This is a genomic window from Algibacter agarivorans (assembly GCF_039543245.1).
Lineage (GTDB): Bacteria > Bacteroidota > Bacteroidia > Flavobacteriales > Flavobacteriaceae > Algibacter_G > Algibacter_G agarivorans.
The window spans coordinates 19,444-34,037 of sequence record NZ_BAABJJ010000030.1 but is presented as its reverse complement, the minus strand read 5'-3'; the positions used below and the strand labels follow the sequence as shown (position 1 = coordinate 34,037).

The following is a 14,594-nucleotide window of genomic DNA, read 5'->3' as shown; positions in this document are numbered from 1 at the left end:
ATTGTTATTATTGATTATTGAATGCCGTTAGCAATTCGGTTATTTTCATTTCATCTTTTGTTACTGCAATTCTACCTGAACGCACAAATTGCATGATACCAAAAATATTTAAATCTCGCCTCAAAGATTCAATTTCATTTCTTCTACCTGATTTTTCAAGCACAAAAAAGTCTTTGTTTACAGTTACAATTCTTGCATAACTCTCTTTTATTATATTTTGAATTTGAGGTTCATCAAATAATAGTTCAGATTTTATTTTAAACATACAAGACTCCGTAAATATAGTTTCTTCTTCTGTATGATAGTAAGCTCTAATTGTTTCTACTTGTTTTTCTATCTGCTTAACAATCTTACCTGCATTTGTTTCGGTCATGTTTACTACAATCACAAAACGGTTTACACCATCAATCTCTGATTGTGATGTTGTTAAACTTTCAATATTGATATGTCTACGCTGAAAAATAGCGGATATCCGATTTAATAAACCGATGTTATTTTCGGTATATATTGATATCGTGAATGATTTTATGTCTTCCATGTCTATACTCTTAACTTAATCTTACATCTGAAACCGATGCCCCTGAAGGAATCATTGGGAACACGTTATCTTCTTTTTCTACACAAACTTCTAAGAAATACGATTCTTTTGATTGAATCATTTCTTTTACAGCTTCAGCTAATTCTTCACGTTTTGTAACTTTCTTTGCTTTTATGTAATAACCTTCAGCAATAGCTACAAAATTAGGATTTGTCATTTCTGTAGACGCATAACGCTTATCAAAAAACAACTGTTGCCATTGGCGTACCATACCTAAAAACTCATTGTTCAAAACGACAACTTTTACGGCAGTTTTCTGCTGAAAAATAGTCCCTAATTCTTGAATATTCATTTGAAAACCGCCATCACCAATAATAGCTACCACTTCACGTTCTGGCGCAGCCATTTTAGCTCCAATTGCTGCGGGAAGCGCAAAGCCCATAGTACCTAATCCACCAGAAGTAATATTGCTTTTGGTTTGATTAAATTCCGCATATCTACATGCAATCATTTGATGTTGTCCAACATCTGAAACAATTGCTGCATTACCTTCACTTTCAATATTAATTTGCTTTAATACCTCACCCATGGTTAATCCTTCTTTCGTTGGATTGAGATCGCCATTAATTACATTTTCATATTCAATAGCGTATAAATCTTTAAATTCCTGTAACCAAGATTCATGTGAATTTATATTTAGAGCATCAAAAAGCATAGCTAAGCTTTCTTTAGAATTCCCTAAAACAGCAACATCGGTTTTTACATTTTTATCAATTTCCGCAGGGTCAATATCAAAATGAATGATTTTTGCTTGTTTAGCGTAGGTATCTAAACTACCAGTAACACGGTCATCAAAACGCATTCCTATCGCAATTAACACATCACATTCGTTAGTTAATTTATTTGGAGCATAATTACCATGCATCCCAACCATACCAATATTTAAAGGATGTGAGGTTGGCAATGCCGAAGCCCCAAGAATAGTCCATGCAGAAGGAATACCTGCTTTTTCTATTACGGCCTTAAGTTCTGCTTCTGCCTGACCCAAAATAACACCTTGTCCCCAAACAATCATGGGTTTTTTAGCGTTATTAATTAATTTTGCAGCAGCAGCAATAGATTCTGGTTTTGTTTTAGGTACAGGAATATAACTTCTTACACCTTTACATTTTTCATATTTAAAATCTAACTCAGAAACTTGAGCGTCTTTAGTAATATCAACTAATACAGGTCCTGGGCGCCCGCTTTTAGCTATATAAAAAGCTTTTGCGATGGCAGCCGGAATATCTTCTGCCTTAGTAACTTGACAATTCCATTTTGTTACCGGCGTAGATATACCAACAATGTCGGTTTCTTGAAATGCATCACTTCCCAATAAATGAGAAAATACTTGTCCAGTAATACACACTAAAGGTGTAGAATCTATTTGAGCATCTGCAATTCCAGTAATTAAATTAGTTGCACCTGGCCCTGAAGTTGCCATAGCGACTCCTACTTTACCAGATATACGTGCATAACCTTGAGCCGCATGTGCAGCACCTTGTTCGTGACGTGTTAATACGTGATGAATTTGATCTTGAAATTTGAATAATTCATCATAAACAGGCATAATAGCACCTCCAGGATATCCATAAAGAATATCAACGCCTTCAGCCATCAAACTTCTTACTATAGCTTCGCTACCAGTTATACGTTGTGTTTTTTCTGCCACTTGTGTTTTAGTGTTTAATGTTTGTGTTTTCATATTCTCAACATTTTATGATGAGATTCCTGCCTGAGCAGGAATGACAATTTATTACGCATCAGTCACACATCCTTTTGACGCTGATGCTACCGATTTTGCATATTTATATAATATGCCTTTTTTATGTTTTAATTCAGGTTGAACCCATTGCGCTTTTCTTTCTGCTATTGTTTCATCAGAAAGTAATACGTTAATTGAATTATCTTCAGCACTGATTCTAATTTTATCGCCCGTTTTTAATAATCCAATGACACCACCTTCTTGAGCTTCTGGGGTAATATGCCCTACAACAAAGCCGTGTGTTCCTCCAGAAAAACGACCATCTGTAATTAATGCAACGGATTTGCCTAAACCTGCTCCCATAATAAGTGACGTTGGTTTTAACATTTCTGGCATTCCTGGGCCTCCTTTTGGACCTACATAACGGATGACGACAACATCACCTCTTTCTACTTCACCATTTGATATCCCAGTATTTGCAGCTTGCTCACCATCATAAACCACAGCTTTCCCTTCAAACAACAAGCCTTCATTTCCAGAAATTTTTGCTACCGCGCCTTCTTCTGCGAGATTGCCATAAAGGATTTGTAGATTTCCTGAAGATTTTAAAGCTTTATCTTTTGGATAAATAACATCTTGATCATCTTCAAAAGTAAGTGGCTCAACATCTGCTAAATTTTCTGCTAATGTTTTTCCTGTTACCGTTAAACAATCGCCATGTAAATAGTCATTATCTAGTAGATACTTCATCACTGCTGGCGTTCCTCCAATGCCATGAACATCTTCCATTAAATATTTTCCACTAGGTTTTAAATCAGCTATTAAAGGTGTTCTATCACTAACACGCTGAAAATCCTCTAATGTAAACTCAATATCCGCAGCATGGGCAATTGCCAAGAAATGCAATACCGCATTTGTAGACCCTCCTAAAGCATTTACAAGTGCAATAGCATTTTCTATAGATTTTTTAGAAATAATATCTAATGGTTTTAAATCTAATTCTAAAAGGTTTTTTATCGCTCTAGCTGTTCTTTCGCTTTCTGATAATTTATTAGGGTTTTCAGCAGGTATAGATGAATTATATGGCAATGCAAAACCCATGCATTCTATAGCCGAAGCCATAGTATTTGCGGTATACATACCTCCACAAGCCCCAGCTCCTGGAATGGCTCTTTTTATAATCTCCTTATATTCTGCTTCATCAATTTCACCAGCCACTTTTTGACCTAAGGCCTCAAAAGCTGAAACAATATTTAACTTTCTTCCTTTGTATTTTCCAGATGCTATAGTACCACCATACATCATTATTGACGGGCGATTTAAACGTAACATAGCAATGACTGCTCCTGGCATGTTTTTATCGCAACCAACAACAGAAACAAGGGCGTCATAACTCTGGGCGTTCATAACCGTTTCGATAGAGTCTGCAATAATATCACGAGACGCTAAAGAATAATTCATACCAGAAGTCCCCATGGAGATACCATCACTAACACCAATGGTATTAAATCCTAAACCCACTAAATTCGCGATTTTACATTCAATTTTAACCTCAGCAGCCAAATTATTTAAATGCATATTACAAGGGTTTCCATCATATCCTGTACTTGCAATACCTACCTGAGCTTTTTGCATATCTTCATCAGACAATCCTACGGCGTACAACATGGCTTGGGATGCTGGTTGGGATTCATCCTGAGTTAGCCTTTTACTATGTTTATTAAGTTCTTTCATATTTACTGCAAAAAATTTCGCTTATATTCCCTATTGATAAATATTTTCTTATGATTTAAGATTTTGTTTGAAAAATTGACAAACCTCCTAAAAAGATTACGAAAATAAATTATTACATTTTTAAATCTATTTTTTGCTGTTTTTAACGGTTAAATCCAGCACCAACAAAATCAACCTAAAACACTATACAACAGACTCTTAAAACATTATTTTTATGATGTTCAAAATTGAAAAATAATGCACAAAAAAAGCCTTCAGTTAAAGGGAGGCTATTAAAATTTATTTTCCGTTTCAATATACCCTTCCTTATCGTTGTGAAATAACTACAATGTCACTAATAGAAATGCTATTTAAAATTTGTTTTTTCATATTAATAATGCAAATATTCATGAATAAATTTTAACAGCCAATTATTTGTTTAAAAAATCAAAAATAATCCTAGATATTCTTTTATTTTTTTACTTTTGCCAACACAAATAATAGAGGAAAGATTTGACTGATTGCAACCTCTTTCTTGCCAAACTTAATCTCGTTATCTTCAAAAGATACTGAAACAAGTTCAGCATGAAGTAAAAATGCTAAAGGCAGTGCAAACTCCCTTCGACGTTATCGTCAAATCTTACCATAAAATAAAAACTATGGCATACTTATTCACTTCGGAAAGTGTTTCTGAAGGACACCCGGACAAGGTAGCAGACCAAATTAGTGATGCATTAATTGATAACTTTTTAGCTTTTGACAAAGAATCTAAAGTAGCTTGTGAAACCTTAGTAACTACTGGCCAAGTCATGCTTGCTGGCGAAGTTAAATCTACAACGTATTTAGATGTACAAAAAATTGCAAGAGATACTATAAACAAAATTGGCTATACCAAAGGGGAATATATGTTTGATGGGAATTCATGTGGTGTGCTTTCAGCCATCCATGAACAATCTGAAGACATCAATCAAGGTGTGGACCGAGGAAGCAAAGAACAACAAGGTGCTGGCGACCAAGGTATGATGTTTGGTTATGCCACTAACGAAACAGAAAATTTTATGCCTTTGGCTTTAGACTTATCGCATAGAATTTTAAAAGAACTTGCTGAATTACGTCGTGAAAGTAAAGACATCAATTACTTAAGACCAGATTCTAAAAGCCAGGTAACTATTGAATACAGCGATGATAATATTCCTCAGCGTATCGATGCGATTGTTGTATCAACACAACACGACGATTTTGCTGATGATGATACCATGCTTGCAAAAATCAGAAAAGATATTGTAGATATTTTAATACCAAGAGTGGTTGCAAATCTTCCTGAAGCTATTCAAAAATTATTTAATGATGATATTAAATATCATATAAATCCAACTGGAAAGTTTGTTATTGGTGGTCCTCACGGAGATACCGGATTAACAGGGCGTAAAATCATTGTAGATACTTACGGCGGTAAAGGCGCTCATGGTGGAGGTGCATTTTCTGGAAAAGACCCAAGTAAAGTTGATAGAAGCGCTGCCTATGCAACGCGCCATATTGCTAAAAACTTGGTTGCCGCGGGTGTTGCAGATGAGATTTTAGTACAAGTAAGTTATGCTATTGGCGTGGTTGAACCTATGGGGATTTTTGTTGATACTTACGGCACATGTACTTTTAATATGACCGATGGCGAAATTGCTAAAAAAGTAACTGAGATTTTTGATATGCGCCCTTTTGCTATTGAAGAGCGTTTAAAATTGCGCTCGCCAATGTATAGCGAAACAGCCGCTTATGGGCACATGGGACGTAAAAATGAAACCGTTACTAAAACTTTTTCTCAGCCTAATGGCGAAAACGTTACGCTTGATGTTGAGTTGTTCACTTGGGAGAAATTGGATTACGTTGATAAAGTGAAAGAAGCTTTTGGATTATAATACTCTGATAAACTAATATCAAAAAGCCTTGTAGTAAATTACAAGGCTTTTTTTTGCTTTGTCTAAGATTTATTATAGTCTCTTTTCAAAAAGTAAATTATTAACTAGAAACAAACTTGACATGACCATATATTACAGAAATAAAACATTTATTTCCTGTTCAAAACATAGTTTTATTTTATTTTTAGATTTTAAAAGGTTATTCATTATTCAAATGATAAACTAACTAGACCATTCTTTATAAAACAACTAAGTATTCTAAATTAAGCTAAAACTTTTACAAACTGACATGAAGCCAAAGTATTTTAAGCCATCCATTTTATTTTTTATGATTGTAGCAATTACACTTCTTGCATGCCAATCAAAAGAAAAACAACATTTTTCCAGACAAATTGATTTTAATTTCGATTGGAGATTTACTCTACAAAAAGACACCGTCAAACCTTCTTCACTTCCTATGAAAGACACAGACTGGAGAGAGGTTAGATTACCACACGACTGGAGCGTAGAAATGTCCTTTGATTCTATCTATGAAGGCGCAACAGGATATTTACCTGGAGGTGTTGGAGTTTACCAAAAACATTTTAAAACACCTAATAATAAAAAAGACAAGAGTATATATGTCTTATTTGATGGGGTTTACAACAATGCCACATTTTGGTTAAATGGCACATTACTAGGAGAAAACCCTTATGGATATTCGCCAGTGCATTTTAATTTAACCGAACACCTAAAAGAGGGGTCAGAAGACAATATATTAACCGTTCATGTTGATCATTCAAGATACGCTGATAGCAGATGGTACACAGGCAGCGGAATTTACAGAAATGTAAAATTAGTTACTTTAAACAAACTTCATATCCCTATTTGGGGCACATACCTCACAACACCTAAAATTAGTAAAGAAGCCGCTAAAGTAAACCTAGAAGTTAAAATTAATAATGAGTTTGAGGAAGATCAATCGTTCACTCTTTCAACAAAAATATTTGATAATAAAGGGCAACAAGTAGCAGAGCATTCAGAAGAAGTATCTCAGTCAGCTGGCACAGAAAAAACGGTAGTTCAGTCTTTAGAAGTGGCATCGCCAAATCTGTGGGATACTGAAAACCCGAACATCTACAAAGCTGTAACCACGATTTCAAAAAACGGAAACTTATTAGATGAATACGCAACGCCTTTTGGAATTAGAAGTTTAGAATTTAATAGAGAATTTGGCTTTAAATTAAACGGTAAAGTTACCGATGTAAAAGGGGTGTGTTTACATCATGATGCAGGTTTAGTAGGAGCTGCAGTACCAAAAGGTGTATGGAAAAGACGTATTCAAAAACTTAAAGACTGTGGTGTTAATGCTATTCGTACAGCACACAATCCATATTCTAAGGAGTTTTTAGATTTATGCGATGAAATGGGTATTTTAGTGCAGAATGAGTTTTTTGATGAATTTGATTATGCTAAAGATAAACGTAACAATTATCATGACCGTCATGATGACTACATCACAAAAGGCTATGTAGAACATTTTAGAACGTGGAATAAAAGTGATTTAACACGCACCATGCTAAGAGACAGAAACCACCCAAGTGTATTTCAATGGAGTATAGGAAATGAAATTGAATGGACTTATCTTCATTATAGATTTGTTACAGGGTTTTGGGAAAATCCAGATGAGCCTCAAAATTCAGGAAAATATTGGGGAAGCGCTCCTATGTTTTCTGCTGAAGAAATGAAAACCCGCTACGACAATATTGAAAAAGGAGAATATATTCTAGCCGAAACCGCAAAAAAATTAAGCGAATGGACAAGGGCTTTGGATACCACAAGACCCATAACAGCTAATTTTGTGGTGCCGCAAACTAGTATGGTTAGTGGATATGCTGATGCTGTTGATATTGCTGGATTTAGCTACCGCAATAAAGATATTCCATGGGCGCTTAAAAATTTCCCTGACAAACAAATTACTATCAATGAAAACCCAGGAACTTGGGATGATTGGAAACAAGTTATAGAAAATCCTGGTGTATTTAGTATTTTCATGTGGACTGGTATTGATTACATGGGAGAAAGACATGGTGACTGGCCTTCAAAAAGTGGCTGGGGCGATTTATTAGATTTAGCTGGATTTGAATATCAAGGTTGGAACTATTTTAAAAGTATTTGGGTCAATAAACCTCATATTTCCATTGGTACTTTACCTATTGCTGAATCCGGTTTTAAAGCCAAAGGTGTCTCTGGCCAACAATTACCAGAAAACGCAGGCGCTTATAACTGGAGAGATTCTAATATGCATTGGAATTATGAAAAAGGAGAACAAGTCGTTGTTGAAGTGTGCTCAAACCATACCATTGTTGAACTTCTACTAAACGAAAAATCATTAGGAAGACGAAGCATGACTGAAAGTCCAGATCGCTTATTCCGTTGGACCATTCCTTTTGAAGCTGGTACACTAACAGCAAAAGCTGGATTTGATGGGCAAGAAGTTATTGCAGAACTAAAAACGACATCAAAAGCAGTGGGAATACAATTCACATCTGATAAAGAAACGCTTAGTGCTGATGGTTATGATGTGGCACACTTAGAAGTTCAGTTAATTGATAAAAATGGTTACGAAGTAAAAACTGAGAATGCTCAAATTGAATTTTCTATTGAAGGCGATATAACCTGGTTGGGTGTTGATAATGGAGCAAGAGATAACATTCAAGATTTTCAATCAAAAACAATTACCACCGCTAAAGGTAGAAGTTTAGCAATCATTCAGTCTACCAAAAATAAAGGCACCGTTAAAGTGACTGCTAAAGCAGAAGGTTTTGAATCTAAAACGATAAGTATTGGCATAAAATAAAACCTATTAAATTAAAAAAAGCCTCGTAAATTCCATCACGAGGCTTTTTTTTCAACTTAACGCAAAAGCAATTATCTCTTTTTTTAAGAACATCCTAGTTTAATTATCTAACAGTAGAACTAATCTAACCGAAATTCATCTGTATTAAAAATGAAGATTGCAATTAGAAAATAACTATTATCATTAAGATACGAGACTAACCCTAGTTAAAACCCTAAAAATAAAAACCAAAACTCCCCGTTACACCAAACTTTCTAGCATCAGGATATTCCATTTTATCTTTGTAATTCCCCCTAAAATTAAAGTCTATTCTAAATACTTTAAAAATATTACCAACACCAAAACCATACTCATAATAAGGTTCATTTGAAGGCGCAACTAATGGAATAGCATTTGGCAAACTAGTATTGTTAAGTTTCAAGTTTTCATCTGAAATTTCACCCCAAGCACCTCTTATGCTTAAAATTTCGCGAAGATTTAATTTTCGCAAAAACGGAATTCTTGAAAATAAGCGTCCGTTAAAATTATGCTCAAAATGGAAAGACGTGTAGGTGTCAGACACAAACTCGTAAAAATCCAACTGAGAAAACGTGTTGTAAATTGAAAAGTACGATTGATTTCCCGGAATGACACTCAGTAACCCTAAAGGGACTTCCCCAAAGGTTTTACCAGCCTCAACACTAGCCGTTAACCGTCCAAAACCTCCCATTTGCCATGGTTGCACGTATGAAAACTGAACTTTAGTATAATCAAAATCGCTATCAAACACACTTTTATCACCACGTGTAACTTGCGCAAAAAGGCGTGCAAAATCATCATTTGCTGTTCTGCGCTCTACACCAAAACCTGTCATTTTTCGTTTTGGAAAATACGACAAGGATGCTGTTGTTTCAAACTGTTTAATTTCCGAAGAAAACCCAGTTGGCGAATCCGTATCTATATAATCCAAACTAAAGGTTGGCGATGCAGATTCTAAAGTACGATAGTTTCCGCCTAATCTTAAAATAACATTTCGTAAAGGTTCAGCTTCAATAGCTAAACTGGTTAAGTTTATAGAGGTTAATTTATCGTTAGTACTTGTCCCTACGACAGAAGAAGATGCAAAACTTCTTCCTAAAACATCCGAAGAATTGGTTAAACTAGCTCCTATTTGTTCTACATCCCTCCTATTTCCACCTGAAACAATTAAGCGACTCTTTTTATCAAGTAACCACTTACCAGAAATGCCATATTTAAACTTATCGTCTTTAAAGCCATAAGCCATAAATCCTTCTAATCGCCACAAGTCATTTCTTCCAAAATAGGTACGTCCACCAGCACGTAAACGCAACCCTTCGACTTCATTAAATCCAAAGGTTGAAAAAATAGGACCATAATCTAATGGTAAGGTATTAAACTCAATATAGCCCGATGATAAAATACTTCCTAAATTATAAAGACGCTTAAACTTCTTTACCGTTTTTAAAGTGTCCAGCATTTTATAAACGCCTTGCTCGTCTTTATTTAAAGCTTCTAACCGATTATCACTCCAAAATGTATCACCTCTATCATAGACATCTTTGTCATAATTATAAACTTCATTTTCATAGAATTTCTTATCTTTTTCTATATCGAATTCATAATTATTATACAGCGTGGTTCGTTTTCCATAAACACCCCTAGATTTTTCTTTTTTGCTTAACGCGAAATCGGACATCATATAATCACGTTTCACAAGAAATAAAGAATCATTTAAAACTTCGAACTCTTGCTCTATGTAGATTTCCTTTACCCAGTTTATATTGGCACTTTTAGATGCTTGGAGGTTTATTTCTTTAATAGCGTAGGTTGTATCCGCAACCCAAAAATCGCCCTTAAAGGTCAACTCGTTTTTACGTCTTGGGTAATAAATAACATTAAAACACCATTTATTGTCTATAAACGCACTATCGGACAACACGTAATTATAAGTATTAATTCCTGTTTTAGACAACGGACTTACAAAGCTTTTATCAAAGAATTTTAAGTAGTTATCGTAAACATTAAAATCGGAGTACAAATCATCTACAAAATCAATAACCACCTGATTATCACTAAATCCAGAGTTTTTATTTCCTTTTAAAACCTCTTTGTTTTTATTGTTTACATTATCGCCATAAACCTTTGAAACGGCTTCGTTAATAAACATGGGCAAATACGTTTTCCCTGTAACTCTTGAGGTATCCACTTCATTGAATACGAATTCCATACCTCTAAAAAGCTTACTTTTTATAAGTGCACTATCAATGGTATTGATATCAAACTCTACTTTTTCGTATTTATCGTATTCGTATTGATTAAATTGTTTTAAACCATTACTGCGTTTATTCGCCCAAATTTTTCTGAGTAAATCTATTGCAGGGTTATTCTTTTTTGATTGCTTACCGGATAGGATAACCACCGCATCCAATTGGGCAGCCTCTTCTTTAAGTGTAAACTTTAAATTATAATTTACTTTTTTATTTAGCGGAATACTTAAAGTTTCATAACCAATAAAAGATACTGTTAAATCTCCCCAGGTTTCATCAGATTCCAAATAAAACTTTCCGTTTTCATCAGTAATTGTACCCTGTGTAGACCCTTTGAATAAAACAGTAGCAAAAGAAACAGGTTCGCTAAACTCATCAAACACATAGCCACTAACTTTGGTTTGCGCTAAAGTTGAAAAAATCCCGAGGAAGAATAGGGGAATAAGTAGTCTTAATCTCATAATACAAAAAAACTTCATCAACAAACATGTTAATGAAGTTTATATAACGTAAATAATATTGTTTTATTTATACATCACTTTTTTTACAGCTTTAATCACCTCTGTATAATCTGGCAACCATTCAGCCAATAAAACTGGCGAATATGGTGCAGGTGTATCAGCTGTATTTATTTTTACAACTGGCGCATCTAAATAATCAAATGCTTCAGATTGCACTAAATAAGTGATTTCTGTAGCTACATTTCCAAAAGGCCATGCTTCTTCTAAAACTACTAATCTATTGGTTTTTTTAACCGATTCTACAATAGCTTTTCTATCTAAAGGACGAACAGTACGTAAATCGATAATTTCACATGAAATACCTTCTTTCTCTAATTCGTCTGCAGCTTTATAAGCTTCTTTAATGATTTTCCCAAAAGATACGATGGTTACATCTGTACCTTCTCGTTTAATTTCAGCTACGCCTATTGGAACAATATACTCGCCTTCTGGCACTTCGCCTTTATCACCATACATTTGCTCGCTTTCCATAAAGATAACCGGATCATCATCGCGAATTGCCGCTTTTAACAAACCTTTTGCATCATAGGGATTTGAAGGCACCACTACCTTTAAACCAGGTGTGTTGGCAAACCAATTTTCAAAAGCTTGTGAGTGTGTAGCTCCTAATTGACCTGCAGAACCCGTAGGGCCACGAAATACAATCGGGCATTTAAACTGTCCACCAGACATTTGTCTGATTTTTGCAGCGTTGTTTATAATTTGGTCAATTCCAACAAGAGAGAAGTTAAAGGTCATATACTCAACAATAGGTCTGTTTCCCGTCATGGTAGAACCAATAGCTATACCAGCAAAACCAAGTTCTGCAATTGGCGTATCTATAACACGTTTAGCACCAAATTCATCTAACATCCCTTTTGATGCTTTATAAGCACCATTATACTCTGCTACTTCCTCGCCCATTAAATACACGCTTTCATCTCTGCGCATTTCTTCGCTCATCGCTTCGCAAATAGCTTCTCTAAATTGAATTGTCTTCATTAAATTTATTTTTAGAACTGCAAAAATAGTAATTATTTGCCACAAATTTGATAAAAATTTAATGTGTAAACAGATAAATATTTGTTATTTTTTCGTACATTTATTTTTTTAATTGAAACATGAAACATAACTACTTTATTATTCTTTTATTTTTATTGATTTCTTGTTTTGGGTTTGCTCAACAGACTATTTTGTGTCCTAAAATAACAGCTAGTATAAAAATAGAAAACCCAAATAATGTTCCAATTGTTAGTGATAATGGAGACGGCACCATAACTTTAACTCACACTGAGCAATATATAACTGATATTTTTTCAAATTACTTGATATATGAATTCTATCAATACTCACCTAATTCTAACCCTAATGGAGAATTGTTTAAACATTATACCATAGCCTTTCAAAACAAAGATCTAATTAATGATTTAAATACAAATGTTCCAATAAGCATAATTGAATCATTTAGCTATTCTAGCACCCCACTAAGTTCAGACTTAATTAACTTTTTAGATGGAAAACAATTTCGTTATTCAAAGTATTGTAGTGATATCCCTGAAGCCAGTCGAGACTGTGCAATTACAGAACAAATAATAGAAATTAATTTAAACTTAATAGTTTCTTTCACATTCGACCAAAGTAATGACATATTAAAAATGACAAGTAAAAATTTAACACCTTGTGGAAATTCTTTTGAAATCGAGTTTAAAGGTGCTTTGGAAAATGATAAACTTCAAATTTGGAAAACCACACTTGAAACAGTTACTCAAAATGAATCCTGCGATAATTCTGAATTATTTTTTAATGATTTTTTTAACATTTTATGCATTTATGGCTATAGTGATTGGGGTATTGACTTTTCCATTGACATGGATAGTAATCTAATAAAATTAGGCAGACCATACCCAACATTCTCTCATGACTTCATTACTTTTGAAGAAAGGATATTATCCACAGAAGATGTATTTTTAAATGATTTAAAATTCTACCAAACAAAAAACAGTCCTTACCTTCAAGTTAAAAATATTCAAAACAAAGAATTTTATGTTGAAATCACATCTATTAATGGAAAAACCTTGCACACCAAAAAAATTTTAAAGGATAACAACATTACCATTAACACCCTTACAAGTGGAATCTATTTTATAAAAACCTATAACCCTTCATCAAATCAAACTAAAGTTTTCAAATTCTTAAAACAATAGTTAAATAGCTAATAAATTAAACTGAAAACAAAGATTCTGAATATTTACTATGCATGCATAGTAAATATTCAGAATAAAATAATTAACTTCGTACCCTGAAAAAAACAAGACCTTTTAATACATAAAAAAATGAAAATATTAGTGTGTATAAGTCACGTGCCAGACACTACTTCAAAAATTAATTTTAGTGATGATAATACTAAATTTGATACTAACGGTGTGCAGTTTGTTATAAACCCAAATGATGAATTTGGCTTAACACGTGCCATGTGGTTTAAAGAAAAACAAGGTGCTCATGTTACCGTAGTAAATGTTGGTGGCGCAGAAACTGAACCTACAATGCGTAAAGCTTTGGCTATTGGCGCAGACGCTGCTATTCGTGTAAACACAACTCCTACGGATGGTTTTTCGGTAGCAAAACAACTTGCTCATGTTATTAAAGATGGGGGTTACGATTTGGTCATTGCAGGTCGTGAATCTATTGACTATAATGGTGGTATGGTTCCAGGTATGATTGCTGGCTTAACCAATGCCAACTTTATAAACAACTGTATAGGTCTTGAGGTTGATGGCACTTCGGCAAAAGCAGTAAGAGAAATTGATGGTGGTAAAGAAACTGTTTCTACATCATTACCATTAGTTATTGGTGGACAAAAAGGTCTAGTTGCAGAAAGCGATTTACGCATTCCTAATATGAGAGGTATTATGATGGCTCGTAAAAAACCACTAACGGTTGTTGAACCCATTGATACAGATGCCAAAACAACTTCAGTTTCATTTGAAAAACCTGCTCTAAAAGGCGCAGTTACTTTAGTATCTCCAGATAATTTAGATGAATTAATAAGCTTGCTTCATAACGAGGCTAAGGTAATTTAG

The 14,594-nt window shown here is 34.2% G+C and carries 9 protein-coding genes; 4 read left to right on the top strand and 5 right to left on the bottom strand.

All coding sequences use genetic code 11. The features are described 5' to 3' along the window. Window positions 1-7: 7 nt before the first annotated feature. From ilvN to ilvD, 3 genes are read right to left on the bottom strand one after another with little or no spacing between them, the layout of a single operon-like run. Window positions 8-538, bottom strand: coding sequence for an acetolactate synthase small subunit (gene ilvN, locus ABD935_RS10285; protein ID WP_345191932.1), 531 nt, complete (start codon window positions 536-538; stop codon window positions 8-10). Window positions 539-548: 10 nt separating this feature from the next. After that, a complete protein-coding gene (gene ilvB / locus ABD935_RS10280) occupies window positions 549-2,282 on the bottom strand; it encodes a biosynthetic-type acetolactate synthase large subunit (RefSeq protein WP_345191931.1) in 1,734 nt (577 codons plus the stop codon). A gap of 51 nt (window positions 2,283-2,333) precedes the next feature. Continuing rightward, window positions 2,334-4,016 carry a dihydroxy-acid dehydratase gene (gene ilvD, locus ABD935_RS10275; protein WP_345191929.1) on the bottom strand — a complete coding sequence of 561 codons (1,683 nt, stop codon included), beginning with the start codon at window positions 4,014-4,016 and terminating at the stop codon, window positions 2,334-2,336. A 638-nt stretch (window positions 4,017-4,654) separates the two neighbouring features. Between ilvD and metK the strand changes: the two genes are divergently transcribed. Further along, window positions 4,655-5,908: a methionine adenosyltransferase gene (gene metK / locus ABD935_RS10270; protein WP_345191927.1), complete on the top strand. Its 1,254-nt coding sequence runs from the start codon at window positions 4,655-4,657 to the stop codon at window positions 5,906-5,908. A 289-nt stretch (window positions 5,909-6,197) separates the two neighbouring features. Then, window positions 6,198-8,747 carry a glycoside hydrolase family 2 TIM barrel-domain containing protein gene (locus tag ABD935_RS10265; RefSeq protein WP_345191926.1) on the top strand — a complete coding sequence of 850 codons (2,550 nt, stop codon included), beginning with the start codon at window positions 6,198-6,200 and terminating at the stop codon, window positions 8,745-8,747. A 214-nt stretch (window positions 8,748-8,961) separates the two neighbouring features. Here the strand turns inward: ABD935_RS10265 and ABD935_RS10260 are convergent, their stop codons facing one another. Both ABD935_RS10260 and ABD935_RS10255 read right to left on the bottom strand, forming a co-directional pair. After that, window positions 8,962-11,475 (bottom strand): DUF5686 and carboxypeptidase-like regulatory domain-containing protein, encoded by a 2,514-nt coding sequence (locus tag ABD935_RS10260; protein WP_345191924.1) that lies wholly within the window; start codon window positions 11,473-11,475, stop codon window positions 8,962-8,964. 63 nt (window positions 11,476-11,538) lie between these two features. Further along, window positions 11,539-12,516, bottom strand: a complete 978-nt coding sequence (locus ABD935_RS10255; protein ID WP_345191923.1) for a pyruvate dehydrogenase complex E1 component subunit beta — start codon at window positions 12,514-12,516, stop codon at window positions 11,539-11,541. A 119-nt stretch (window positions 12,517-12,635) separates the two neighbouring features. Here ABD935_RS10255 and ABD935_RS10250 point away from each other — a divergent pair, with 119 nt between their 5' ends. Continuing rightward, window positions 12,636-13,718, top strand: coding sequence for a T9SS type A sorting domain-containing protein (locus ABD935_RS10250; protein WP_345191922.1), 1,083 nt, complete (start codon window positions 12,636-12,638; stop codon window positions 13,716-13,718). Between the two features lie 129 nt (window positions 13,719-13,847). Beyond that, window positions 13,848-14,594 (top strand): electron transfer flavoprotein subunit beta/FixA family protein, encoded by a 747-nt coding sequence (locus ABD935_RS10245; protein WP_345191921.1) that lies wholly within the window; start codon window positions 13,848-13,850, stop codon window positions 14,592-14,594.